The organism is Streptosporangium sp. H13245 (assembly GCF_055690525.1).
Map to the genome: position 1 here is coordinate 86,623 of NZ_JBSZKT010000002.1, position 24,797 is coordinate 111,419.

At 71.7% G+C, this 24,797-nt stretch carries 24 protein-coding genes; 14 read left to right on the forward strand and 10 right to left on the reverse strand.

The window, feature by feature from the left end; genetic code table 11:
* Window positions 1-197: 197 nt before the first annotated feature.
* Complete coding sequence (locus ACW9TB_RS04425) at window positions 198-857, reverse strand: DUF998 domain-containing protein (RefSeq protein WP_472746619.1); 660 nt, start codon at window positions 855-857, stop codon at window positions 198-200.
* 318 nt (window positions 858-1,175) lie between these two features.
* Between ACW9TB_RS04425 and ACW9TB_RS04430 the strand changes: the two genes are divergently transcribed.
* Window positions 1,176-1,628 carry an RNA polymerase sigma factor gene (locus ACW9TB_RS04430; RefSeq protein ID WP_472747105.1) on the forward strand — a complete coding sequence of 151 codons (453 nt, stop codon included), beginning with the start codon at window positions 1,176-1,178 and terminating at the stop codon, window positions 1,626-1,628.
* On the forward strand, window positions 1,625-2,611 hold the full coding sequence (locus ACW9TB_RS04435; RefSeq protein ID WP_472746620.1) for a hypothetical protein: 987 nt from the start codon (window positions 1,625-1,627) through the stop codon (window positions 2,609-2,611). The genes ACW9TB_RS04430 and ACW9TB_RS04435 overlap by 4 nt, the downstream gene beginning before the upstream one ends.
* A 38-nt stretch (window positions 2,612-2,649) precedes the next feature.
* Here ACW9TB_RS04435 and ACW9TB_RS04440 read toward each other — a convergent pair whose 3' ends face one another.
* The 4 genes from ACW9TB_RS04440 to ACW9TB_RS04455 form a co-directional block, all read right to left on the reverse strand.
* The gene (locus ACW9TB_RS04440; protein ID WP_472746621.1) at window positions 2,650-3,813 is read right to left on the reverse strand and encodes a 4-hydroxybenzoate 3-monooxygenase; all 1,164 of its coding nucleotides are present in this window, start codon (window positions 3,811-3,813) and stop codon (window positions 2,650-2,652) included.
* Window positions 3,814-4,017: 204 nt separating this feature from the next.
* Window positions 4,018-4,461 carry an SRPBCC family protein gene (locus tag ACW9TB_RS04445; RefSeq protein ID WP_472746622.1) on the reverse strand — a complete coding sequence of 148 codons (444 nt, stop codon included), beginning with the start codon at window positions 4,459-4,461 and terminating at the stop codon, window positions 4,018-4,020.
* A gap of 23 nt (window positions 4,462-4,484) precedes the next feature.
* Window positions 4,485-5,390: a phosphotransferase enzyme family protein gene (locus ACW9TB_RS04450; protein ID WP_472746623.1), complete on the reverse strand. Its 906-nt coding sequence runs from the start codon at window positions 5,388-5,390 to the stop codon at window positions 4,485-4,487.
* Window positions 5,390-6,838 (reverse strand): helix-turn-helix domain-containing protein, encoded by a 1,449-nt coding sequence (locus tag ACW9TB_RS04455; protein ID WP_472746624.1) that lies wholly within the window; start codon window positions 6,836-6,838, stop codon window positions 5,390-5,392. The genes ACW9TB_RS04450 and ACW9TB_RS04455 overlap by 1 nt, the downstream gene beginning before the upstream one ends.
* Window positions 6,839-7,068: 230 nt before the next feature.
* On the opposite strand from ACW9TB_RS04455, the gene ACW9TB_RS04460 reads away from it, so the two are divergent.
* The 5 genes from ACW9TB_RS04460 (at window position 7,069) to trpA (ending at window position 10,884) form a co-directional block, all read left to right on the forward strand.
* Window positions 7,069-7,353: a hypothetical protein gene (locus ACW9TB_RS04460; protein ID WP_350968244.1), complete on the forward strand. Its 285-nt coding sequence runs from the start codon at window positions 7,069-7,071 to the stop codon at window positions 7,351-7,353.
* A 330-nt stretch (window positions 7,354-7,683) separates the two neighbouring features.
* A complete protein-coding gene (locus ACW9TB_RS04465; RefSeq protein WP_472746625.1) occupies window positions 7,684-8,421 on the forward strand; it encodes a glycosyltransferase family 2 protein in 738 nt (245 codons plus the stop codon).
* Window positions 8,422-8,447: 26 nt separating this feature from the next.
* Window positions 8,448-8,612, forward strand: a complete 165-nt coding sequence (gene trpM / locus ACW9TB_RS04470) for a tryptophan biosynthesis modulator TrpM (RefSeq protein ID WP_472746626.1) — start codon at window positions 8,448-8,450, stop codon at window positions 8,610-8,612.
* Between the two features lie 203 nt (window positions 8,613-8,815).
* Window positions 8,816-10,057 (forward strand): tryptophan synthase subunit beta, encoded by a 1,242-nt coding sequence (gene trpB, locus ACW9TB_RS04475; RefSeq protein ID WP_472746627.1) that lies wholly within the window; start codon window positions 8,816-8,818, stop codon window positions 10,055-10,057.
* Window positions 10,054-10,884: a tryptophan synthase subunit alpha gene (trpA, locus tag ACW9TB_RS04480; protein ID WP_472746628.1), complete on the forward strand. Its 831-nt coding sequence runs from the start codon at window positions 10,054-10,056 to the stop codon at window positions 10,882-10,884. Before trpB ends, trpA begins: the two co-directional genes overlap by 4 nt.
* 239 nt (window positions 10,885-11,123) lie before the next feature.
* Here trpA and ACW9TB_RS04485 read toward each other — a convergent pair whose 3' ends face one another.
* The gene (locus ACW9TB_RS04485) at window positions 11,124-11,489 is read right to left on the reverse strand and encodes an STAS domain-containing protein (protein ID WP_472746629.1); all 366 of its coding nucleotides are present in this window, start codon (window positions 11,487-11,489) and stop codon (window positions 11,124-11,126) included.
* Between the two features lie 87 nt (window positions 11,490-11,576).
* Window positions 11,577-11,951 carry an STAS domain-containing protein gene (locus ACW9TB_RS04490; RefSeq protein WP_472746630.1) on the reverse strand — a complete coding sequence of 125 codons (375 nt, stop codon included), beginning with the start codon at window positions 11,949-11,951 and terminating at the stop codon, window positions 11,577-11,579.
* 99 nt (window positions 11,952-12,050) lie between these two features.
* Here ACW9TB_RS04490 and ACW9TB_RS04495 point away from each other — a divergent pair, with 99 nt between their 5' ends.
* Window positions 12,051-13,295: a hypothetical protein gene (locus tag ACW9TB_RS04495; protein WP_472746631.1), complete on the forward strand. Its 1,245-nt coding sequence runs from the start codon at window positions 12,051-12,053 to the stop codon at window positions 13,293-13,295.
* A gap of 429 nt (window positions 13,296-13,724) precedes the next feature.
* Here ACW9TB_RS04495 and ACW9TB_RS04500 read toward each other — a convergent pair whose 3' ends face one another.
* Complete coding sequence (locus ACW9TB_RS04500; protein WP_472746632.1) at window positions 13,725-15,092, reverse strand: APC family permease; 1,368 nt, start codon at window positions 15,090-15,092, stop codon at window positions 13,725-13,727.
* Between the two features lie 196 nt (window positions 15,093-15,288).
* Between ACW9TB_RS04500 and ACW9TB_RS04505 the strand changes: the two genes are divergently transcribed.
* Window positions 15,289-15,621 carry a hypothetical protein gene (locus tag ACW9TB_RS04505; RefSeq protein ID WP_472746633.1) on the forward strand — a complete coding sequence of 111 codons (333 nt, stop codon included), beginning with the start codon at window positions 15,289-15,291 and terminating at the stop codon, window positions 15,619-15,621.
* Between the two features lie 134 nt (window positions 15,622-15,755).
* Here the strand turns inward: ACW9TB_RS04505 and ACW9TB_RS04510 are convergent, their stop codons facing one another.
* Window positions 15,756-16,922 carry a glycosyltransferase family 4 protein gene (locus ACW9TB_RS04510; RefSeq protein WP_472746634.1) on the reverse strand — a complete coding sequence of 389 codons (1,167 nt, stop codon included), beginning with the start codon at window positions 16,920-16,922 and terminating at the stop codon, window positions 15,756-15,758.
* A gap of 71 nt (window positions 16,923-16,993) precedes the next feature.
* Here ACW9TB_RS04510 and ACW9TB_RS04515 point away from each other — a divergent pair, with 71 nt between their 5' ends.
* The 3 genes from ACW9TB_RS04515 to ACW9TB_RS04525 are packed head-to-tail and all read left to right on the forward strand — an operon-like array spanning window position 16,994 to window position 22,356.
* Window positions 16,994-17,815 carry a PIG-L deacetylase family protein gene (locus tag ACW9TB_RS04515; RefSeq protein WP_472746635.1) on the forward strand — a complete coding sequence of 274 codons (822 nt, stop codon included), beginning with the start codon at window positions 16,994-16,996 and terminating at the stop codon, window positions 17,813-17,815.
* Between the two features lie 54 nt (window positions 17,816-17,869).
* Window positions 17,870-18,931, forward strand: coding sequence for a lysylphosphatidylglycerol synthase domain-containing protein (locus ACW9TB_RS04520; RefSeq protein WP_472746636.1), 1,062 nt, complete (start codon window positions 17,870-17,872; stop codon window positions 18,929-18,931).
* Between the two features lie 53 nt (window positions 18,932-18,984).
* Window positions 18,985-22,356 (forward strand): BTAD domain-containing putative transcriptional regulator, encoded by a 3,372-nt coding sequence (locus ACW9TB_RS04525; protein WP_472746637.1) that lies wholly within the window; start codon window positions 18,985-18,987, stop codon window positions 22,354-22,356.
* Between the two features lie 21 nt (window positions 22,357-22,377).
* Here the strand turns inward: ACW9TB_RS04525 and ACW9TB_RS04530 are convergent, their stop codons facing one another.
* Window positions 22,378-22,935: a hypothetical protein gene (locus ACW9TB_RS04530; protein ID WP_472746638.1), complete on the reverse strand. Its 558-nt coding sequence runs from the start codon at window positions 22,933-22,935 to the stop codon at window positions 22,378-22,380.
* A gap of 161 nt (window positions 22,936-23,096) precedes the next feature.
* On the opposite strand from ACW9TB_RS04530, the gene ACW9TB_RS04535 reads away from it, so the two are divergent.
* Together ACW9TB_RS04535 and ACW9TB_RS04540 are read left to right on the forward strand one after the other, a co-directional pair.
* Complete coding sequence (locus ACW9TB_RS04535) at window positions 23,097-23,651, forward strand: DedA family protein (RefSeq protein WP_472746639.1); 555 nt, start codon at window positions 23,097-23,099, stop codon at window positions 23,649-23,651.
* 43 nt (window positions 23,652-23,694) lie between these two features.
* A complete protein-coding gene (locus ACW9TB_RS04540; protein ID WP_472746640.1) occupies window positions 23,695-24,666 on the forward strand; it encodes a D-alanyl-D-alanine carboxypeptidase family protein in 972 nt (323 codons plus the stop codon).
* Window positions 24,667-24,797 lie beyond the last annotated feature (131 nt).

Here is a 24,797-nt window from a genome sequence, read left to right on the forward strand (position 1 = left end):
CCGGGGATGGTCCGACCGGACGGCGATGGCGTACCGAGCGGTCGCTTCCTGCGAAGGTAGGCCGGGGCACCGGGACCGTCAACCTGCCACGCCACGCGTCCTACGACCGGGCCGCGCGGGGCGGGCCGGACACGGACGGTCGGACGCGGGAGGTCAAGCGGGAACAGGTCAGGCGCGGACGGTCGGGCGAGGACGGGTCAGGCGCGGGCGGTCGCCGGGAGCGGGTGGCGGGTACGGCCGCCCCGCCTGGCCCCGGCCACCAGCCCCAGCATCGCCAGCACCGCCACCTCGAAGCCCACCACCAGCCGCTGGGTCACCCCGGCGGGGATGTCGTCGTTGGTCAGGTCCACCCCGAACACCCGCACCACGTACGGGAGGACCACCAGGACCAGCACCCCCAGGGCGGCCAGGCTGAGCAGCCGGACGGAACGGGCGTACGGGCTGGTCGCGTACCGCCTGGCCAGGAGCAGCCCGGCGATCGGCATCGTCAGGAAGGCCACGAACGCCGCGTACCTGTGGATGCCACCGGACATCGACAGCGGCACGCCGGGCTCGTCGGTGGGGAAGGCGCCGATCAGCAGCATGCACAGCCCCCAGACCCCGACCAGCAGGGCCGCCGCGCGGTCCTTCCCGCCCCGGGCCAGCATGGCCCCGATGATCGTCGCCGCGGCGGCGAAGAGCGTGAGCGACAGGGGCAGCAGCCAGCCGTCCGCCTCGAACGCGTACTCGCTGATCACGGTGTGCACCGGATCGAGACCGGTGACCACGTGCAGTCCGAGCATCGCGACGGCCCCGGCGCCGATCGCCGCGTAGCCGCCGAGGATCATCGTGTGCCGCGTGAGCGTCTGGCTTCCCATACCTCAACGATGGCGACGATCAAGATCACGGAGTATCGGAGACAGCCCCCGGCCGCCCCTGAGCGGTCCCGGATGGACCCCCGGGCAGGGTGGTGCCCGCCCCCGGGGGACCTCCACCGCGTCACCGCTCTGAGCTGCGCGAAAGCCCCCGGCAGTGAGGCGTTCCCCCTCAGGGTTCCGCCCTGGGAGCGGGTCCCGCGGGGTGATCCGTCCGGGACGCTCGAAGTCGCCGGAGATTTCGATGTGACCTTTCGCCGCCCCGCCTCGTCCCTGAGGGTATGAACGACCATCCCCTCGGAGGCGACCATCAGTGCGAGCATCGAACAGCTTTATCGTGATCACTGGTCCCTGGTGTGCGGATACCTCCTCCGGCGTACCCGTGATCCCCACCTCGCCGAGGATCTCGCGCAGGAGACCTTTCTCAAGGCGACCAGGGCCCTGCTCGGCTGGCGGGGCGAGTCACCGGCCGGGTGGCTGCTCAGTGTCGCCCACAGCGTGCTCGTCGACCACGCGCGGCGGCGCCGTACCGTCCTGTCCCTGCCCTCGGTGGAGGAGCTGGGCGTCGAGGACTCCGAGCCGGACAGGCTCGCGGTCCGCGACGTGCTCTCCCGGCTCGCCGACCCTTACCGGCGGGTGCTCACCTGGGTCTACATCGACGGATTCAGTCTCGCCGAGGTGGCCGCGATGACCGGCCGTACCCCCGGCTCGGTCAAGACCGCACTGTGGCGCGCTCGCGCCGCCTTCGCCGAATCCTACGGAGACAGCCGATGATGACGAAGACGATGACCGCCACCGACGACGGCCTGCCCCCGATCCCCGCCTTCGACCCGCGCAGGACACGGCGCGCGGTGCGGCGCGGCCTGTTCCGTACCGCGCTCAGGTCGGCCGCGCTCCTGGTCGGCGTGGCGCTGCTGCTCAACGCGGGCACGGCGCTGTTCCAGACGAGGGGCGACCGGGAGCAGCGCATGGAACGGGTGCTCGGCGGCGCCTTCCTGATCGCCCACCCCGACTACACCTCCAGCATGAGCTCGCTGGACCTCGGCCTCACCTCGATGACCCTCACCGTCGACGCCGACCCGGTCGAACCGGTGCCCGCGCCGGACGAGGCCACCCGCAGGCCGGGCACCACCACCTTCGAGATCACCCAGAACCTGCTGGGACACGTCACCGACGGCGTGTACGGGTTCCAGACTCGCCTCGGCGGGCCGCTCGGCCTGACGGGAGAACGTACGGGCACCCGTGAGGAGGCGCGCGAGCGGGCGGAGAAGGTGTTCGAGCGCCTCCCGGCGTCGCTGCTCGCGACGGCGGTGGTGGAGTTCGAGCGCCCGCTGACGGGCGAGGAGTTCACGACCTTCCATCGGGACCGCTACGAGCGGGACGACCCGGCGGCCCCCGCCCACACCTTCCTGCTCTCCCGGGCGAGCGGCGGCTCCACCTACCGGGTGCCTCTCGGCTGGCGGCCCCACCACTTCGTCTCACCGGCCCCGCGAGGGGAGACGGAGTACGATCCCGCCGCCGAGGGGGTGGAGGCGGTCGGAGACTTCCGCCGCTGGGTCGGCGAGCTCCGCGACCACGACGCCGAGAACCTGCTGCGGCTCGGCGTACCCCTGAAGAACCTGCGCGCCGCCGCCGCGGAGGGCCGGATCCACGGTTACGTGGCCGCCGGTGAGACGGTCGAGGGCCTTCGCGAGATCCTCGACGATCCCAGGGTCCGGACGGTCCGCCTCGGTGACGTCGCCTTCGACCTCTCCTGACCGCCCGCCCTCTCCCGGAAGGCCGGGAGCGGGCGGGCTCAGACGTCGAAGGGCAGTCCGACGTAGTTCTCCGCGAGCGTGGTCGCGGCGGCCTCGGAGGAGGTGACGTAGTCGAGGTGGGAGGTCTGCAGGCGCCGCCCGTAGGGGTCGTCGGCGTCGAGGGTGTGCAGCAGCGTGGTCATCCACCAGGAGAAGTGCTGGGCACGCCAGACCCGCTTCAGGCAGCTGGCGGAGTACGTGTCCAGCAGCGCGGTGGAGCCCGTCGCGTAGAACTCGTCCAGGGCGGCGGTCAGCAGCCGGACGTCCGCGACGGCCAGGTTGAGCCCCTTGGCACCGGTGGGCGGCACGATGTGGGCGGCGTCCCCGGCGAGGTAGAGGTTGCCGTGGCGCATCGGCTCGGCGACGAACGAGCGCATCGCCGACAGGTCCCTGGAGATGATCGGCCCCTCGGCCAGCGCGAACCCAGGGACCGTCTCCAGGCGCGCCCGCAGCTCGGCCCAGATCCGCTCGTCCGGCCAGTCGTCGAGGGAGGCGTCCGGAGGGACCTGGAGGTAGAAGCGGCTGATCTCCGGGGAGCGCATGCTGTGCAGCGCGAAGCCCCGCTCGCCTCGGGAGTAGATCAGCTCCTCGGACGACGGCGGGACCCGCGCGAGGATGCCGAGCCAGGCGAACGGGTAGTCACGCTCGAAGACCGACAGGACACCCTCGGGGATCGACGGCCGCGAGACGCCGTGGAAGCCGTCGCACCCGGCGATGACGTCGCAGTCGAGGCGCTCGCCCCGGAAGGTGAGGTAGGGGTCCTTCTCCAGTGAGTGCAGGGCGACGTCGGGGACGTCGAAGAGGATCCTTCCGCCGTCGGCCAGCCGCCGGGCGATGAGGTCCTTGACGACCTCCTGCTGGCCGTAGACGGTGATGGCCCGGCCGGGGACCAGCTTCTCGAACGCGATGCGGTGCCCGGCCCCGCCGTAGCGCAGCTCGATGCCGTGGTGCGGCAGCCCCTCGGCGCGCATCCGGTCGCCGACACCCGCCTCGTTGAGCACGTCCACCGTGCCCTGCTCCAGCACCCCGGCCCGCACGCGCTGCTCGACGTACTCCCTGCTCCGCGCCTCCAGGACCACCGAGTCGATGCCCCGCAGGTGCAGCAGATGGGAGAGGAGCAGCCCGGCGGGTCCCGCGCCGACGATCCCGACCTGAGTTCGCATGCACCGAAGCATTCCGCACCGTCGGCTCCTTGACCAGCCGGGGGCGGGAGGCGGCCCGGCCCGGCGGCGGATCCCGGTGGGCGTGAGCCGCACGTCTCCCGGCGGGAACGCGCCGAGGACGGCCAGCCCCTCCCGGTGACCGTGGGCGCCCTCACACGTCCCGCCCGGGTCCCGCCCCGCCGCTCCCCCGCGGCGACGGCGAACCTAGGAGGCGGACTCCAGGCGGGAGGCCAGGACCCCGGCGCGGGCGAGCTGCACCTCGCGGGCCTTCTTCGCGGCGTAGCCCAGCAGCGGCCTGACCCAGGCGTGCACCACGAGGAGGTCCTCGACCTCGGTGCCCCCGTTCTTCTCGCTGAGGGTGAACCGGTAGTCCAGGCGCACCCCGCCGGGACTGTCGACCTCGCCCTCGACGGTCCGCGGCGTGCTCCGCAGCGTCACCTTGATCATGTTGTCGTACTTGACGAAGCCGAGGAACCTGAAGCGCTCCACCGAGGTGTAGCGGGTCTCGGACTCCCCCCGCTCGACGTCCTTGACCGCGACCACCATCGGCGAGAGCCCCACGTAGCTCTGCGGCTGGCTCAGGTGGGCGCGGAGCGCCTCCGGAGTGTTCCGAACATGAAAAGTGTTACGCAGTGTGACCTTTGGCATCTTATGCCCCCGTTTGAAGATCTTTACTGGGAGACACTAACGGGTTCGGCCATGTACCAGCGGGCGTGTTGCTCACCTCGGGTGAGGGAATTCAGCCTGCGGGGAAGCTCGCGCCGGGAGAACGGGTCGGCGGCGGCGTTGCGGATGTGGATGCCCACCGCGTAGATGTCCCTGACCTCCATGAGGGTGGAGTATCCGGGCCAGGAACGCAGGTCACTGCCGTACGCGTCGGCGAAGGCGTCCACGTCGGCGGCGGTCAGGCCGAAGCGCCGCTGGCCGTGGTAGGTGTGGACCAGGTCCCACTCGCGGGGGCCGACCGCGACGCCGTCCCAGTCGCAGAGCACCACGTGACCGTCCGTGCAGCGCAGCAGGTTGTCGATCCACGCGTCGCCGTGCAGCAGCACCGGCGAGTCCTCCATGCCGAGGTCCGACCAGCGCTCCGTCAGCTCCGCGATGCGGTCGCGCAGCCAGGCCCGCTGGCAGGGGGTGAGCTCTTCGGAGCGGTCCACCGCGCGACGTACCTCGCACAGGGGGTCGACGAAACGCCGCAACGCCACCGGCGGCACCGGCAGCAGGTGCAGGCTGCGCAGGATCTCGCCCAGCTCCGTGGTGGTGGGACGGCCGCTGGCCGGGACGTAGTGCCAGAAGGTGACGACCCTGCCCTCGTGCACCACGGGCTGCTCGGAGATCTCGTCGGCCGGGCGCACCGCGGGGAACCCCTGCTCGGCGAGCCAGCGGGCCACCGCGAGGACCAGCGGCAGCCGGGTCAGCGCGTTGGGAGCGGTGGCGATCCTGACCACGATCTCGCTGCGCAGTTTGAAGACGGCGTTGCTGCGCACCCTCAGCAGCTCCGCGTCCCGGTGGTCGATGCCGAGGTTCTCGCAGACCTCCCGCAGGACGGTGAACGCCTCCTCGGCGAGCGAGTTCATCAGCTGACCGGCGCCGCGCCGGTGACCAGGTCGGTCAGGCGTCGCACCGCCGCCGCCCGGTGCCTGGTCTGCGGAACCTCCGACAGCAGCGCCCGCGCGCGGTTGAGCACGATGGAGGTGCGGTGTTCCAGCGGAACCTGGAGCAGGGCCTTCTCCGCGAGGTGGCAGGCGTCGTCGACCTTGCCATCGCGGACCATGTGCGCGGCCTGGTCGAGCAGGAGGAGCACCGGGTCGATGGCGTACGGCATCGAGGGCCCGGCGGGCCCCGGCTTCCAGTCGACGTCCTCGCCCAGCTCGATCAGCGTGCCGATCCTGTAGAACTGCAGCCGCCGCTCGGAGAAGCGGAACGCCAGGTGGTCGTGGCCCTCGGGGGGCATCCTGGCGAAGATCCGCTCCGCCTCGGCCAGCGCGACCCTCGCGGCCTTGTGCTCGCCCATCCTGGCCAGCGCCCGCGCCTCCGCCGCCGCGCCGAGCGCCGCCGGGGAGCTGGGCGCGCTGCCCGCGAGCATCCTGGCCTCGCGGGCCAGCCGCACGGTCTCGGCCAGGTCGCCGTAGTAGTAGGGGAGCATCGCCTGCTGCGCCCGGACGAGGGCGCGCAGCCGCACGTCACCCATGTCGTCGGAGGCGTTACGCGCGGTGCCGTACCAGGCGTGGGCCTGGCGGGTGTCGCCGAGCTTCATCAGCGCGTCGGCCGACAGCAGCGCCAGCATGACGGTCGCGTTGAGCAGGCGGCGCTGGGCCATCGCGGGCTGGCGGGCCAGCGAGAGCGTCCGGACGTCCGACAGCTCCAGCATGAGCCGGTAGAGCATCGGCACCGGCGCGCTGCTGATGTACTCGCGCCGGTAGCGCAGCACCTGCTCGTCGAGCCGGTCGAGCTGCTCCTCGGAGACGGTGGCGACGGCGAGCGTACGGTCCAGGTCCTGGCGGGTCCGCTCGACCTCGGCCAGCAGGCGGCCGGTCATCACCGACCGCGAGCCGAGCAGGGCGTGGTGGAACAGCGCCCGCCGCTCGATGTCGTCCTCGGACCGTTCCCGCTCCTCCGTCTGGTACGGCGTGCGGCTCTCACCGCCGGAGACGACCACGACCTTGGCGCCCCCGCCGTCCTCGCAGTAGTCTCCGGCCAGGCCTAGCCTTACGGCGTTCGCGCGGTACAGTCGGGCCAGTAGATCGATGGTCTGCGGACGCGGCCGTGCCCGGTTGTTCTCCCAGGCGTTGAGCAGGTCGATGCTGGCCCGCGCCTCGCCCAGGTCCTGGCGCTCACAGAGCTCCTCAAGTTCCTGTACGGACTGCCTGGCCGACCACCCCCTGGCCAGCCGGTGTGCCTTGAGCAGGCTCACCCCGCAGCAGCCGTGAATGGCCTGCGCGGTCTGCCAGTGGGTCCACTGCCTGGACGCCGCCTGCTCGCGCCAGCGTCGCGCACATGCCGGCGAATGCTCACCTCGGGCCACGGCGCCCCTCCCGGTCGCTGTTTACACAACATTAACAAGCGCGCACCTCAGCGTAAACGCAGCTGTGCGCGGCATTCCGTTTATTCGTGGTTTCCCCACGGAACATCCACGACTTTCCGGTCTATTCCACTGTTCCCGAGGGGGGTTGAGGAGGGACCGATTGCCTCAAGTGCCGCAAAACCGCACTCTGCAGAGAGGCAAGTCACAAGTGTCCGCCAGGAGTGATCCGGATGATGACAGAGCGCGGCGAGGGCATCGACCACCTGCGTCGGTTGGCCGCCCAGTTGGAGGCGCACGCCTTTCAGGTGCGCCTGAGGTCGGCCGCGGGACTTTATCCACGGCTGCATGTGATCAACCCCATGGCCCCGGCCAGGACCGAGGACGTCCTCGCCGCCCACGAGGAGGACGGCGAGTGGTGGTTCTGGCTGTCCTGGGCGGGGCGCATCGGTCATGCGGAGGACGTCGCGACGGCCGCCGAACGTGTGGCCAGTGTTCTTCATGTGATACGGAGATAGGTGATTCTTGGGCCTGGCATGGGTAACACCCCGGTGATCAAGCCCAGAATGGAGCGGCACCGTGAAAAGGATCCTGGTCATGCAACGTCCGCGTCCGCCCCGTGAGCCGGTGCCGCTCGATCTGCGCAGCCCCTCGGGTCGTACACTCCCCTTCTGAGCCCCCTGAGAGCCCTGGCGGTCCGCATCGGGTCGCGCCTCCCCTTGGAACGGCCGGTGAAGAGACCTTCCCGCTGCCCCCAAGGGGAGGTCAAGAGGCACGATCCTCTGTCACGTACGGGCTTGCAAGAGGCTTTCAAGTGTTCTGCAGGTGGTTCGTTAGACCTTGTGACCATGAACAGCGCCCCTTTCGCCTTCAGTGTCAGCGTGGTCGTCCCCGCCATGAACGAGGCGGAGAACCTCCCTCATGTCTTCGCGACCCTGCCGTCCTGGGTCGACGAGGTGATCCTGGTGGACGGCAACTCCACCGACGACACGGTGGCCGTGGCCAGGTCCCTGCGTCCCGGGCTGCGCGTCGTCACCCAGACCCGCAAGGGCAAGGGCAACGCCCTCACCGAGGGCTTCGCCGCCGCGACCGGTGACATCATCGTCATGATCGACGCCGACGGGTCCACCGACGGCCGGGAGATCCACGCCTTCGTGACCGCGTTGGTCGAGGGCGCCGACTTCGCCAAGGGGTCCCGCTGTGCCCCCGGCGGAGGCTCGGACGACATCAGCCCGATCCGCTCGCTCGGCAACACGATGCTGACCAAGATGACCAACCGGCTGTACGGCACCCGCTACACCGACCTGTGCTACGGCTACAACGCCTTCTGGGCCCGCCACCTCGACGCGCTCGACCTCGACTGCGACGGCTTCGAGATCGAGACCCTCATGAACATCCGCGCCGCCCAGGCCGGTCTCGTCATCCGCGAGGTCCCCAGCCACGAGCGCAGCCGCATCCACGGCGCCAGCAACCTGCACGCCGTCCGCGACGGCCTGCGGGTGCTCCGCACCATCCTCCGCGAGCGCGAGGGACGCGTCGGCGGTGTCCGACTGCGTCAGGAACACGCCACCCACGCCACCGCCTGACCCGACGATTCCAGTAAACTACCGACATGTCTCTCGCCGCCCGTCTCGCTCCTGGTTGCCGCCCTCGCGGCTGCCGGGCGCCCGCGCGGCGAGTGCGCGGCCGGCGGGTCCGGTACGCGATCGGCTCCGATCCCGGTCAGGTCAACGGCATGCGATGGCTTCGCGCGCCGCGCATGACGCAGGGCGTCTGAGGAGTTCTCCTCCGCCCGTCCACCGTCCTCGCCCCTGATCCACCGCCCCCTGCCAGGTCTTCGACGCGTCCGGCGCGTCCGGGCTCGCGGGCGCCACCGGGATGGCGAGACGGCGGGAGCCCTGCCCCTCTGCGTGGAGACGCGACCGGTGACCACCGTTGACCTGACGGCCGGGGCACGCGTCCCGGCGGAGGAGCTGTCGCATGTCCAGCACGTTGTTCATCCCGGCCCCGGAGGGCCACGCCCCTGACTCCGAGGGCTACTTCGGCGCGTTCGGCGGCACGTTCGTCCCGGAGGCGCTCGTCGCCGCGGTGGACGAGGTCGCCGTCGAGTACGAGAGGGCCAAGGCCGACCCGAGCTTCACCGCCGAGCTCGGGGCGCTGCTCGTCGACTACACCGGGCGGCCGAGCGCCCTGACCGAGGTGCCCCGGTTCGCCGAGCACGCCGGTGGCGTCCGGATGTTCCTCAAACGCGAGGACCTCAACCACACCGGCTCCCACAAGATCACGAATGTCCTCGGGCAGGCGCTGCTCGCCCGGCGGATGGGCAAGCCTCGGGTGATCGCCGAAACGGGCGCCGGGTCGCACGGCGTGGCCACGGCCACCGCCTGCGCCCTGTTCGGCCTCGAATGCGTCGTCTACATGGGCGAGGTCGACATGGAGCGCCAGGCGCTGAACGTCGCCCGGATGCGGATGCTCGGCACGAGGGTCGTCCCGGTGACGTCCGGGTCCCGCACCCTGAAGGACGCCATCAACGAGGCGTTCCGGGACTGGGTCGCCAACGTCGGGTCCACGCACTACCTGTTCGGCACCGCGGCGGGCCCGCACCCGTTCCCGGCGATGGTCCGCGACTTCCAGCGCGTCATCGGCGTCGAGGCCCGCCGCCAGCTCCTGGAGCGCACCGGACGCCTGCCCGACGCGGCGATCGCGTGCGTCGGCGGCGGATCCAACGCCCTCGGCCTGTTCCACGCCTTCCTGCCCGACGCCGGGGTGCGCCTGGTCGGCTGCGAGGCCGCCGGGCACGGCGTCGAGTCCGGCAGGCACGCGGCGACGCTGTCGGCGGGCGAGCCTGGCGTCCTGCACGGCTCGCGCTCCTACGTGCTCCAGGACGAGGAGGGCCAGATCTCCGAGCCGCACTCGATCTCCGCCGGTCTGGACTACCCGGGCATCGGCCCCGAGCACGCCCACCTCAACGATCTCGGGCGCGCCGAGTACGTCCCGGTCACCGACGACCAGGCGATGCGGGCGTTCCTGCTCCTGTCGCGCACCGAAGGGATCATCCCGGCGATCGAGAGCGCCCACGCCCTCGCCGGAGCCCTCGACGTCGGCAGGGAACTCGGCGGGGACGGCCTGATCCTGGTCAACCTGTCCGGCCGGGGCGACAAGGACATGGACACCGCCGCCCGCTACTTCGGGCTGTACGACACCGAAGGGGAGTCCAGGTGAGCGGCAACCTCCAGCTGTTGGACGACACCCTCGCTGGTACCAGGGCCGAGGGCCGGGCCGCGCTCGTCGCCTACCTCCCGGCAGGTTTCCCGACCGTCGACGGCGGCATCGCGGCGATCAGGACGGTCCTGGACTCCGGCGCCGACATCGTCGAGGTCGGGCTGCCGCACAGCGACCCGGTCCTGGACGGCCCCGTCATCCAGACCGCCGACAGCCTCGCCCTGCGCGGCGGCCTCAAGATCGCCGACGTCATCCGTACCGTCCGCGAGGCCCACGCCGCCACGGGCAAGCCCGTCCTGGTCATGTCGTACTGGAACCCGATCGCCCGCTACGGCGTCGAGCGCTTCACCACCGAGCTCGCCGACGCGGGCGGGGCGGGCTGCATCCTGTCCGACCTGCCCGTCCAGGAGTCCGCGACCTGGCGCGACCACGCCGGCGAGCGGGGCCTGGCGACCGTCTTCGTCGTCGCGCCCAGCACCGGGGACGAACGGCTGAGGCGGATCACCGCCGCCGGTTCCGGTTTCGTCTACGCCGCCTCGACCATGGGCGTCACCGGCGCCCGTGAGACCGTCGGCGCCTCGGCCGCCGACCTCGTACGGCGGACCAGGGCGACGACCGATCTGCCGGTCTGCGTCGGCATCGGCGTGTCCACCCCCGGCCAGGCCGCCGAGGTGGCGGGCTTCGCCGACGGCGTGGTCGTCGGCACCGCCTTCGTCCAGGCCCTCCTCGACGCCCCCGACGAGAGCACCGGCCTGGCGTCCCTGCGCGCCCTCACCACCGCACTGGCCCGGGGCGTCCGCGAAGGAAGGGCCGCGGCACGATCATGACCGCGAGAACGGGGAAGACCTCCGTCTTCCCCGTTCACCGGCCGGTCGGGTCACGAAGGCGGCGACCTGCCGTTCGGGCACGGGAATCACCCGCGTGATCTCACGCTGAGGCTCCCCTGGGTCTAGACAGACTAGCCAAGGGTGAACGGCTGGACCCTGGTCAGCCGGAACCTCAAGGACTTCGCCGGCACGGGGGTGTCCGTCGTCAGCCCGTTCGACGCGCCGGCCTGATCGGGGCCTCAGGCCACCTCGAGCGCGTCGGCCACGGAGGGGAACACCTCGAACACCTGGATCAGGCCCGCGAGGTGGAGCCGCCGGGCGAGGTTGCCCTGGACGCCGGTGAGGATGACCCGCACTCCCCTGTTCAGGCCCTGGTGGCGCACCTGGAGCAGCTCGCCGATCCCGGAGGAGTCGCAGAAGGTCAGGGCGGAGAGGTCGAGGATGAGCCTCGGCGAGGGCAGGGATCCCCACGCCTTCCCCATCTCCTCGCGCAGCACCGACGTGTGGTAATGGTCAAGCTCTCCACTCGCCCGCACGACGAGCGTCGTACCGTGCAGTCCGGATGTGGCGGTGAAAACCGACTCCGGCTCTTCTCCCACGAACATGACCAACCCTCTGACCGACCCTTTGCCCAAGCAACAATAACTGTCTCATACGGCGTGGATCGCCCTGACGCGAAGAAGCACACCTGTTCACGTCGCCTTGGGAAACGCCTCCATCGCCTCTTCGACCGTGCGCCGGGTGTCGAACAGGTCGGCCACCCCGAGACGCCTCAGCCGTTGCCTCATCACGGTGGAGGGACCGACGAGGACGAGCGAGCCCGCCACCCGGCGGACGCGGGTGAGGGCGTACATGAGCACGCCGTACCCGGTGGAGTCGCAGAAGGTGACCTCGGTGAGATCGATCACCAGGCGCGGGTGGTCCGTCGCCCCCAGCGCGGCGTCGGCCTGCTCCTTCAGCAGCGGGGAGGACCCGTAGTCCAGTGCCCCCACCGCGTGCAGGGCGGTGAAATGGCTGTGCTTGTCGGCTCGGACGCGGAATCTATCGTCCTCTTCGGCCTTCGACATCGGCATCCTCTCCCGCCTAACGTCCCCGGTGCCCCAACCAGGCGGTTCTAATCATGGCGGGCACGGCCGGACCACGGAGGCATGCGGAACAATGGTGACATGGTGAAAGCGCGCCCGGTGGCGGTCACGGTCGTCGGCACGCTCCTGATCACCGCCTGCTCCTCGGCCCCGGCGGCGCCCGGCCCCAGCTCCACACCGGGCGGTACGGCCTCGCGGACCCCCGTCTCCCCCGGCCCGGAGGCCCCTTCGGCGAGTCCCGCGGCGACCGGGGCGATCACCGCGTCCGCCGAGTGGGCGGCCGTGGGGAGCGCGAAACTGTCGGGCGGCACGGCGCTGCTCGACGTGGCCGCGACCGGGCCCCGCGACGCCTGGGCCGTCGGATACCAGGACAGCGCGGAGGATCGCGAGGGCACGCCCGCCGTCCTCCGCTGGAACGGGAGCCGCTGGCGGGAGGTCTCCCTGGGGCGGGAGCCCGGCGCCCACCGCCTGGAGGGGGTCGGCGCGGCCGGGCCCGACGACGTGTGGGTGGTGGGCAACGGCCCGAGCGCGTTCGCCGCGCACTGGGACGGGCGGGCGTGGGCTCCGCACCGGCCCTTCGGGGTGGCCGAGGACTACCGGCTGGCGGACGTCACGACGGGCGGCGGCGGCACGTGGTTCGCCGCGAACGGCCCCTCGGGCGCGGTTGTCCTGGAACGGGCGGGCGGCGAGTTCCGCAACGCGCTGACCACCGGGGGCACCTTCGAGGCGATCACCTCCGGGGAGGGGCACGTCTGGGCGGTGGGGACGAGCGAGGCCCGGACCCCGCTGGTCTGGCACGGTACGGCCGGATCGTGGGAGAGCCTGGAGACGCCCCCGATCCCCGGCGGCCGTCTCAGCGCGGTCTGGCAGGTCTCGCCGTCAGAGGTGTGGGTGGTCGGGCGGGTCTCGGCCACCCCGGAGGCCCAGTCGGAGGCCCAGCCGGGCGCTCAACCGGACGCCCAGGCCGGTGGCGCGGGGGCGCGGCCGCTCGTCCTGCGCTGGGACGGGACCCGCTGGACGCGGGTCGAGGTGCCGGTCTCCCGGGGAGGCCTGCACGGGGTCACCGCCTCAGGCCCCGGCGACCTGTGGATCAGCGGCGTCGACGCCGACCACGCCGGACAGATGCTCATCCTCCACTTCGACGGCACCACCTGGTCACGCGAGTACGGTCCGCTGTTCCGCGCCTACACCGCCACCCAGCAGTACGACGGGAGCGACGACATCGGCGGCACCGTCCTGACCCGGGTGCCGGGCAGCGGCGCGCTGTGGGCGGTGGGCTCGGTCGGCGTGGGCGACGACGAGAAGGCCTTCGTGCTCCGCCGCTGAAGCCCCCGCGGACGCGCAAGGCCCTCAGTTTCCACCGTCGGCGGCGAGCCGACAGCACCGCCGAGGTCGCGGATTTGGAACAAACGGTGCCCCTGCCGGAAACATGGGCCTCTTACTCTGCGGACATGGCGGACTTTTTCCACCAAACGCCACGACAGAGCCCTCGACGCCACAGCCGGGACACCGGAGGCCAGACCTCCACCCCCGCCACCGCTCACCCTCGCGCGATCACGCGCCCCCGGCACGCCCGTACCCTGTCCGGCCAGCACGGATCGACACACGCTTGGTAAAAAATCCGTGAAAAAGTCGGTCAGTTGACGTAGTCTCTCTCAAACTCCAACAAAGAGGGAGTATGACATGAAAAAGGTTCTTATCCTCCAAAAGCCCCGGCCGCCCCGGAAACCCATCGCCCTGGACCTCCGCACCCCGTCAGGACGGGCCCTGCCCTTCTGACCCCCCTGACCCCTCTGACTCCTTTGACAGGAACAGCCGGTTGACGAACCAGAGGACCACCCCGATCACGAGCAGGACTCCCGCGCGGAGGTAGACGTCTCCGCCCCTGCCGGTGACCGGAAGCGCCAGGACGAAGCAGACCACCGCCCCCAGGGCCGGCATCCAGCTCGGCGCCCGGAAGTGATCGTGGTCCACGCGGTCCTTGCGAAGGACCAGCACGGCCACGTTGACCAGCGTGAAGACACACAGCAACAGCAGCACCGTGGTGTCGGCCAGGTTGCCCACGTCACCGGTGGCGACCAGCACCGCCGCGATGCCCACGGTGAAGACGATGGCCACCCACGGGGTGGACCGCGTCGGGTGGACCGCCGCGAAGATCCGCGGCACGATTCCCTCCCGCGCCATGCCGTACACCAGGCGTGAGGCCATGAGCATGTTGATCAGCGCGGTGTTGCCCACCGCGAGCAGCGCTATCAGGGCGAACAACTTGGGCGGGAACGTCAGCCCGGCGACCTTGACGACTTCGAGCAGCGGGCCTGACGAGTTCGTCAGCGTCCTGGTGTCGACCAGCATGGTCGCCGTGAACGCGACGCCCATGTAGATGATCGCCGCGACGGCGAGGCCGCCGAAGAGCGCGCGGGGGAAGTCCCGCTGCGGCTCCTTGGCCTCCTCCGCGAGGTTGACCGAGTCCTCGAAGCCGAGCAGCGCGTAGAAGGCGAGGGCCGTACCTCCCAGGACGCCGAGGAAGGCGCCGTTGGCCGGATGGAACTCCAGGGCGCGCCCCGGGTCGCCGTCACCGGACAGCAGGGCGAAGATCCCGATCGCGATGATCACCAGCAGGCCGAACGCCTCGATGACCGTCAGCACCACGTTGACCTTGATGGACTCGGAGATCCCGGCGAAGTTCACCAGCGTGATCAGGCCGAGGAAGATGAAGGCGCCGACGACGACCGGCAGCGTGACGAACTCCGCCAGGTAGTCGCCGCCGAAGGCCCGCGCGGCGGTGCTCGCCGAGGTGATCCCGCTCATCAGCACCGCGAACGCCACAATGAATGTGACAAAGGGAATGTTGAACGCTTTGTTCGCATAAAGCGCGGCACCGGCCGCCTGAGGATATTTACCGACAAGTTCGGCGTAAGCGGTCGCCGTCAGCGCGGCCAGTACGAACGCCACGAGAAAGGGCACCCACAGCGCCCCGCCGACGTGTCCGGCGACCTTCCCGGCCAGGGCGTAGATCCCCGCGCCGAGGATGTCACCCACCACGAACACGAGCAGGACCTTGCGCCCGATGACCCGCTTGAGCGAGTGCTGACCGGAACCAGGATCGACGATCGCCTCAGCCATGCCCCGCCCTTACCCCCGGCGGGGGCGGAATCACATCGGGTCACCCAAATCCCAGCTGTAAGCGTTGTGAAAGTACCTCGCAAGGAACTCTGCCTACAGTTCCAACTGTCACAAAATGCAATGAAAGGCAGAAATGTTCCGCGTCCTCTCCTCCCGCCGCCTCGCCGTCGCCGCAGCGGGAGCCGCTCTCATATCGATGACCGCCGCCTGTGGCGCGTCGTCCACCAACAGCGCGGTCTGCACCGAGGCCGCCTGGTCGAAGCCGTTCGCGGACTTCACCGCCGCCGCCACGGCGAGCGCCGGTGATCTGAGCAAGTACAACGACGCCACCGCCAAGCTCGCCGCCGACCTCAAGGCGCTGGCGGGCACGGCCGACGGTGAGGTGTCCACCGCCCTCACCGACCTCGCCGCGTCGTTCGAGTCGGTGAAGATCGACCCGAACGACCCCGCCGCGGCCGCCACGGCCGTGGGGTCGCTGGCGACGAAGGCCCAGGAGGCGAGCACCAAGCTCGTCGAGGCCTGCTCCTAGACCTCCTGGACCTCCTGAACGAACCGGGACCCGTGCCTCCCTCCCTCGGGAGGCACTCCGGGTACGGCCGCCGCTCCGCCTGCGGGGGGCAGTGCGGCGCGGCGGCCGTACCACCGATATCCCCCCGTACGGAGTCAGGCGCGGGTGGCGCGGGCCTGCTCGTAGCAGCGTTCGAAGCCTTCGAGCACCGCGGGCCAGGAGCTGCGGACGGGCTCGGTCTCCCGGTTGTTCGCCGCGATCGACTCGCGCAGCTCACGGTCGCGGACCAGCCTCGCCACCGACGCGACCAGGTCGTCGAACGTCCTCCCGAGGAGTCCCTCCTTACCGGGCCGTACGAAGTCGGCCACCCCGCTCTGCGCGCGCGCCACCACCGGCACCCCCGCCGCCCTGGCCTCCAGCGCCGCCAGCCCGAAGGACTCGCGGGGCGCGGGGGCGACGAACACGTCCGTCGAGGCGAGCAGCTCGCGGATCTGGTCGCGGCTGTAGCGGCCGGGGAGCGACACCCAGCCGGTCATGCCGTTGGCCCTCAGGTAGCGCTCCATCTGCGACCGGGCCGGGCCGTCTCCGACGACGGTCGCCCGCATCGGCGTCTCGGCGGGCACCTGGGCGCGGGCCTCCCGCAGGAGTCTCAGCAACCGGACCGGCTGCTTGCGGGGCGCGAGCCGCCCCACCGCGACGACGTGCACCGGCTCGGGCCGCACCGGACCGCCTTCCGGCCCGGACCGCTCGGGCCGTACGGCACCGGCGGGGAGCGAGACGGGAGCCGGGGGAGGGAGGGCCGCGCGCCAGCCGGAGAGGTCCAGGCCGTTGGAGACCACGTGCACCGGCACGCCGGGCCCGGCCACCGCGCGGATCGGCAGGGCCGCGGCCTCGCTCACCGCGGTACCCACCAGCCCCCAGCGGTGCCACCCGAACAGCAGCCGCAGCCCGCGGTAGACCGCCCGCGTGACCGGGTCCCACATGCTGTGCACGGTGACGACCACCGGCAGGCCCGCGCGGGTCGCGGCCCGCACGCCCATCCAGGCGAACGGCGAGACCGCGCCCGTGTGCACGTGCACCACATCGGGGCGCCGCGCCCTCACCAGGCGGAGCAGGTGTCCCGTCCCGAACGGATGGACCGGCAGGTCGAAGGGGAGTCTCGCGACGATCCTGTGCACGCCGGGAAGGCTCTCCCCCGGGGTGGCGGTCGCCACCTCGACGTGGTGGCCCGCCTCCCGCTGCGCCCGGATCAGATCGGCGACCTGCACCTCGATCCCACCGAGGCGCGGCAGGTAACAGTCACTGATGTGGAGGATCCTCACCGTGCCAGCGTAGACCCGCGTGAGATCATGCCAGCGTGCCCGCGAGGGCGCGTCCGAGTCGCGCGAACGGAGTGAGCCTGATCAGCAGCGTCAAGACAGCAGTGTTCTTTCATGCCCATCCCGACGACGAGGCCCTGCTGACCGCGGGCACCATGGCGATGCTCGCCGCCGAGGGCCACCGGGTGGTGCTCGTCGTGGCGACCTCGGGAGAGCGGGGCCAGGCCGACCTCGAACCCGGTGAGGCACTGGGCGCCGCCCGGATGGCCGAGCTGTACAAATCGGCCGCGGCACTCGGCTGCGCCCGCGTGGTGAACCTCGGCTACGGCGACTCCGGTCTCGCGCCCGGCGGCGGGGTCGCCGACGACCGGCCCGACGACGCCTTCATCGACGCCGACGCCGAGGAGGCCGCCCGGCGGCTGGCCGCCATCCTCGTCGAGGAGAGGGCCGAGCTGCTGACGACCTACGACCCGGCGGGCGGCTACGGCCACCCCGACCACGTCCAGGTGCACCGGGTCGGCGGCCGGGCGGCCGAGATCGCGAAGACCCCGATCGTGCTGGAGGCCACCGTGAACCGCGATCCCCTGCTGCGGGGGCTGCGGCTCGTGCGGAGGTTCTACCCGCAGCTCGACATCCGGGCCTTCGAGCGGGCGTACTCCCCCGGCGAGGTGATCACGCACCGGGTCGCCGTGCGGCGGTTCGCCCGCCAGAAGCGGGCGAGCATGGCCGCCCACGCCTCCCAGGCCACCGGCGCCGACACCCGCACGCTCGGGGTGATGCTCAAGATCCCCCAGCCTCTCTACCGCCTCGTCTTCGGCACCGAGTGGTACGTCCGCAGGGACGCCCCCCTGGGCTCCCGGCTGAGGCACCCCTTCGAACTTCCTCCGAAAGGATGAGGCCGGGGGCGGCAGACTTGGCCGGGGGTGCCGGATGACGAGCGGACGGGTCGGATGAAGAGCAGGTTGTTCCAGGTCGGGCTGTCGGTCGTGTCACTGGCACTCGCCGCCACGCTCGTGTTCTTCATGCCCCAGCTCGTGGCGGCCCTGACGGGCAAGCACGTCTCCTGGGCGCAGATCGGCGCGCAGTTCGCCGCGCTGGGCCCGCGGGAGGTCGCGCTGATGACCGCCGTCTGGCTGCTCAGCCTCCTCGCGTACACGTTCGTGCTGACCGCCTCCCTTCCCGGGCTCACCCACACGCAGGCCCTGATGCTGAACGCGGGCGGCAGCGCGGTGAGCAACCTGCTCCCCTTCGGCGGCGCGGCCGGGGTGGCGATGACGTTCGCGATGACCCGGGGCTGGGGGTTCCCGCCGCGGGCGGTCGTGGTCTCCACGCTGACCACCGGCATCTGGAACACCCTGTTCCGCTTCCTGCTGCCCGCGGCCGGCATCGTGGCCCTGCTGTTCAGCGGGCAGCCGCTCAGCCCCTCGGTGACGAGGGCGGGCTGGGCGGGTGTGCTGTCCATCCTGGTCCTGGTCGCCGTGGTGACCGCCGCCCTCTACTGGGACCGCGCCGCGAACGTCCTGGGCCGCGGCCTCGACACCCTGGCCCGGCTGCTCCCCCGCCGGATCCGCCCCCGCGAGCGCGCCGCCTCGGAGGCGCTGGCCAAGTTACGGGCCGACACCTCCGAGGTCGTACGGAGCCGCTGGGCCGGGCTGACCCTGGGCATGGTCTTCTTCCTCGGCTTCCAGTGGCTCATCCTCGTCGTCTGCCTGCACGCGACCGGCGCCTACCCGGGCCTGGCCCAGTCGATCGCCGCCTTCGCCCTGTCCAGGGTGTTGACCACCGCTTTGGTGACTCCGAGCGGTACGGGGATAATGGAGGCCGGGACCATCGGCGCGCTGGTCTTCTTCGGCGCTCCCCTGGACTCCGCCACCGCCGCCGCCCTGCTTTTCGGGTTCTGGACCTACACTGTCGAAATCCCCTTCGGCGGGCTGGCGCTGGGAGCGTGGACTTTCCTGCGCAGGCGTGAGAACGCCGCGACGGCCCCTGAAAAGGAGTCGATCAGCCGCTAGATTGGGAAATACCTTGTATGCGATTGGAAGGCCCGCATAGCGTGGCGGCTGACATGGTGGCGTTCCGAGTTCTCGGCCCGGTCGAGGCGCATTCCGGTGACGACGAGCTCGACCTGGGCGGGCTTCGTCAGCGTGCGGTCCTGGCGCGCCTGCTCGTCGCGCGCGGGCAGGTCGTTCCCGTCGACTCCCTGCTGTACGACCTGTGGGACGACGACGCGGCCAAGGGTGCCCAGTCGGGCCTTCAGGTCTACATCTCCCGGCTGCGCAGGGTGCTGGAGCCGGGGCGTCCGCGCGGGGGTCCCAACCGGCTGCTGGTGACCGTCGCCTCGGGCTACGCGCTGCGCGCCGCTCCCGACCAGGTCGACGCGCTACGTTTCGAGACGCTGGTCCGCACCGCCGGGGAGCACCTGGAGGGCGACGACCCCGCCTCCGCGCGGGCCCGCCTGGAGAAGGCCCTCGGCCTGTGGCGCGGCACCCCCTACTCCGACTTCGCCGACCAGCCGTGGGCCGAGGCCGAGGTCAACCGGCTCACCGAGCTGCGCCTGGTGGCCCGCGAGCGGCACGCCGACAGCGGCCTGCGGATGGGCCTGCCCGCCGAGTCGGTGCCCGACCTGGAGGCGCTGACCACCGAGCACCCGCTCCGCGAGGAGGGCTGGCGGCTGCTCGCCCTCGGCCTGTACCGCTGCGGACGGCAGGGCGACGCGCTGGCGGCGCTGCGCCGGGCGCGCACGATCCTCTCCGACGAGCTGGGCATCGACCCGGGCCCCGCGCTGCGCAAGCTGGAGTCCGACATCCTGTCCCAGGACCACGGCCTGCAGCTCGCCGCCCCGCCGCCGTCCAGGCAGCGCCAGCAGGTGGCCGCGGAGACCTGGCCGCCCAGGCCCACGGTCGCCCAGGTGGAGCTTCCCCCGCTGGAGCCCGAGCCGTTCGTCGGCCGCGACGCCGAGCTGGGCAGGCTCACCACCGCCGCGGCCAGGACCGGCCGCTTCACCGTGGCGGTCATCAGCGGTGACGCGGGCGCGGGCAAGACCACCCTGGTCCGCCAGCTCATCAAACGGCTGTCCGACGACGGGTGGGGCATCTCCTCCGGCGCCTGCCCCGACAGCAGCGCCACACCTCCCGGCTGGGCCTGGGTGGAGATCCTGCGCACCCTGGTGAACGCGGCCGGGCCCGGCGAGTACGCCTCGCTGCTCGCCCCGCTCCTCGACGACGCGGCCCCCGAGCCCGACGACGACCAGGCCTCCGGCGGGTTCCGGCTGCACCGGGCGGTGGGCGGCTACCTCGCCGCCGTCGCCAAGGAGACGCCGATCCTGCTCACCCTGGAGGACCTGCACTGGGCCGACGACCAGACGCTGGCGCTGCTCCGCGCGCTGCCGAGCCTGCTGGCCACCAGCCGGGTGCTGCTGGTGGTGACCTGCCGCGACAGCGAGCTGAGCGACCAGCAGGCCGACGTGCTGGCCGCGCTGGCCAGGCTCGGTCCCGTCAGGGTCGGCCTCACCGGACTCGACACCAAGGCGGTCGCCGAGCTGGTCAGGGCGACCTGCGTGCGCGAGGTCGACGAGGACGCGGTCAACAGCATCGTCGAGCGCACCGGCGGCAACCCCTTCTTCGTCCGCGAGACGGTACGCCTGCTCGACGCCGAGGCGGTGAGCGACCGCGCGACGGCCGCCGAGGTGATCTCCGGCGTACCCTCCGGCGTACGCGACGTGCTGCGCAGGCGCATCTCCCGGCTGCCCACCGTCGCCCAGCAGATCCTGCTGCAGGCCGCGGTGATCGGCCGCGACGTCGACGTGGACGTGCTGGTCGACGTCTCGGGCGACGAGGACGCCGTGGTCGACGCGGTGGAGGCGGCGCTGCTCGCCGGCCTGGTCACCGAGCCGGGTCCCGGCATGCTCCGCTTCGACCACGACCTGGTCCGCGACACCCTTTACTCCGACGCCTCCCGGCTGCGCCGCTCCCGGCTGCACGCCGCGGTGGCCTCGGTGATCGAGCGCAGGAACCCCGGCGACGTGGCCGCGCTGGCCCACCACTACGACTCGGCGGGCACCAGCGAGACCGCGGGCAAGACGGTGCACTACGCCGGGCTCGCCGCCGAACAGGCCGAGCGGCGCTTCGCCCACCGCGAGGCGGCCACCCTGTGGGAGCAGGCCATCGTCGCCTTCGACAGGTCGGGCATCACCCACACGCCCGACAGCACCAGGGAACGGCTGCTGCTGACCCTGCGGCTGATCAAGGCTCTGGCGCTGTGCGGCGACATGGCCGCGGCCCGCAGGCGGCGGCGCGAGGCGATGGACGCGGCGCTGCCGCTGGGCAACCTGGAGCTCACCGCCCGGGTGGCCGCCTCACTGGCGGTGCCGCACAAGGGCATGGCCCGCGACTTCACCCGTACCGCCTGGGAGATCGTCGACGTCGCCGAGCAGGCGCTGGTCGAGCTGCCCGCCGGTGAGCAGTCGCTGCGGGCGAGCCTGCTGGCCACGCTCGCCCTGGAGCTGGAGGGGTCGGCGACCCCCCGGGGCGAGCAGGCCTCGCTGGAGGCCGAGGAGCTGGCCCGCCGCTCCGGTGACCCGGCCCTGCTGGCGACCGCGCTGAGCGGGCGGCTGCGCCAGTCGTACGGCATCACCCCGGTGGGTGAGCGCGAGGTCATCGGCAGGGAGCTGCTGGAGGTCGGCAAGGCGACCGGGCAGATCTCGGTGCAGGCGCTGGCCCACCTGGTGCTGATGGAGTGCGCGGCGGCCTCGGGCGCGTTCGCCGAGGCCGACGCGCACGTGGCCACCGCCGAGCGGCTGGCCAGGCAGTACGGCCTGTCCGCGCCGGCCGCCGTGGTCGCCTGGTACGCCGGGCAGCGCCTGATGATCGCCGGTGACTTCGCCGGGGCGGAGCGCGCCTACCGCGACGCCGCCCGGCTGACCGCGAAGGCCGGGATGCTGGAGGGCCGCCAGGACCTGCCGCTGATCACCACATTCTGCCTGCACCTGGTGAACGGGCGGGCCGCCGAGATGGTCGAGCCGCTGGCCGAGGCGCACCAGCGCGGGGCCAAGTGGACCCTCGACGCCTACGCGGTCGCCCTCGCCTCGGCGGGCCACCAGCGCGACGCCAGGGCCGTGATCGCGGTGAAGACGCCCGTGCGCCCCGACTTCCTCTACGAGCTGGCGATGATCTGGCGGGCTCTGGCGGGCATGCTGCTGGACGACCGGGAGCGGATGATCGAGGCGTACGACACGCTGAAGCCGTTCGCCGACCGGATCGCGGGCGCCGGGACCGGGGTGGTGGCACTCTGGCCGGTCGCCCTCACCCTGGGTGACCTGGCGCTGCGGCTGGGCTTCACCGACGCGGTGAAGCCGCACTACGAGAACGCCCTCGCGGTGGCCGAGCGGGTCGGCGTGGGCCGGTGGGTGGAGGCGGCGCAGCGCTCCCTCGGCAGCTGACGGGCCCTTGAACCGGCGGTTTCAGCAGCTGACGAGGAACTTCTCGCTGCGCAGCGGGGCGTCGCCGGAGACCGACAGCACGACGCGGTACCAGCCGGGGTTGTTGACGACCCTGGGCTGCCACTCGACGGTCTGGCTCTCGCCGCTGAAACCGGAGCCGGTGCCAAGGTAGGTCTGCCAGCGGCGGCTGCCGGGGCTCCAGCGCTCCAGGCGCCAGCCGTAGGAGACCGTGGCCCGGGGGTCGTCGTTCTCCACGAGGCTCTGGGCCCGGTAGGGCCTGTCGCAGGGACCGAACGCCTCGACCGCGCCGACGGTGACCGTACCGGGGGCCATGGCGGGGGCCGCGACGGGAATCGTGGCGGGGGCCTGCTCCGCGATGGCCGGTGTCGATCGCGACGACAGCTCCACCGTCCGCACCGGTGCCCGCTCCGCCGCACCGGCCGGGACCTGGGCCGGGGTGCCGTAGGTGGCCTCCACTCCCAGGTAGGCTCCGGCGAAGGCGAGGGTGGCGATGAGCAGCTTGACGGCGCTCGCGGTCCCGCTCGCCACCATCGGCGCCACACTGCTACGCGGACTCATGACAGACACCTTCTTTCGTTACCCCCAGGTGTACGCCACGGTTCTTGCTTTGGAGTTGACGTCCGCTTGCAGGCGGGGCGCCCAAAAGGGGCTCCGGCATATCGGTTCAGGTAAGCCTGCCCTAATATCGAATCAAGGCAGGTGGGACGACCGTGGCGGTGATGTTCAGAGTGCGACCTGTTGTGGCGATCATCCCCGACCCGACCTCCGCGTCCTTCCTGGGCATGCCCCTGTGGCTCTGGGTGATCGTCGGCGGCGTGGCCCTGTTCGGCGCGTTCCAGGCCTACTACTGGATCGGCCACGTCCTGGGCTCCCGCCTCTACACCTCGCGCCTGGGTGCCAAGATCGGCCAGGAGAACATCACCCGGGTCGAGAACGTCGTCAGGAAGTGGGGCGCGCTCGCCGTCTACGCCTGCTTCTGGGTGCCGGGGCTGCGCCACACGCTGCCCTGGGTGGCCGGGGTGCTGCGGATCTCCTACCCCTGGTACGTCGTGGCCAGCGCGCTCGGCTGCCTGACCTGGGTGCCGGTGACCTCCTTCGGCCTGTACTCGGTGATCTGGGGCTGGCTGGGGCTGGCCGCGCGGTCGCCGCTCCTGGCGGGCCTGGCCGCGCTGGCCGCGGTCGCGGCGGTCGCCGGGTTCGTCCGCTGGCGCCGCCGCCGGGCCGCCCGCCGCGAGGCGGAGAAACACCCGGCGCAGATGCCGACTTTTCAATAACCAAACCGACAACTCCCGAATATCAACGGCGACCTCTGCCAGCATGGCTCGCATGCATCACGGGGGAACACGCCTCATAGCCCGCACCGCGCTGGTCACCGCGGTCACCCTGGTCACCGCGTCTCCGGTGCCCGCCCTGGCCTCGGAGACCTTCGTCACACCCGCGCCGACCGGCGGGCCTCCCGCGCCCGTCCTGACCGCCGGGTCCGCGTCCTCCACCTCGCTCGCCGGGGAGCGCCGCGTCTCCGTGCCCTCGGTGCCGGGACGGGCCGCGTACCTGTACGACGCGGGCACGGGAACGGTCCACCTGAGCAAGCAGGCGGGGAAGCGGATGCCGGTGGCCAGCCTGACCAAGGTCATGACGGCGTACGTGGTGCTCAGGGAGGCGAAGCTGGACGACACCGTCACGATCCAGGCGGCGGACGTGCGGCACGCGGCGGCGAACGGCGCGACCCACGCCTCCTTGCGCGCCGGGGAGCGGCTCACCGTCAGGGACCTGCTCTACGCGGTCATGCTCCCCTCGGGGGCGGACGCCTCCCACGCCCTGGCCCGCGTCTACGGCCCCGGCAACGCGAGGTTCGTCGCGAAGATGAACGCCACGGCCCGCTCCATGGGACTGCTCGACACCCGTTACGCCACCGCGGACGGCCTGCCGAAGCCGGGGCCCGGCTACTCCACCGCCCTGGACCAGGCGAAGCTGGCCGACCTCGCGCTGCGCGACCCGGTGCTGCGGATCATCGCGTCCACCAGGCGTCACGTCGTGGCGAAGTCCAAGGTGCACCGGGCGCACACCTGGACCAACTCCAACAAGCTGCTCGGCAAGGCGCCCGGGGTGATGGGGCTGAAGACCGGCTACACCAGCGCCGCCGGATACTGCCTGTCCTTCGCCGCCGACCGCGACGGCCAGCGGCTCGTCGGTGTCATCCTCGGCGAGTCCAGCGCCGACCGGCGCTTCCAGACCGCGACGCGGCTCCTCGACTGGGCGAGCGAGCAGGCCGCCCTTCCCCAGCTGTGAGGGCGGCGCGTACTCCTGAGTTGTGAGGGCGTCCGAGCCGTGAGAAGCGACGTACTCCCGAGCCGTGAGAGCGGCGAGGAGCGACGCGCCTCCGACCGGTTCGCGACCGCGTCACCCGGCGGTGCCGCCCA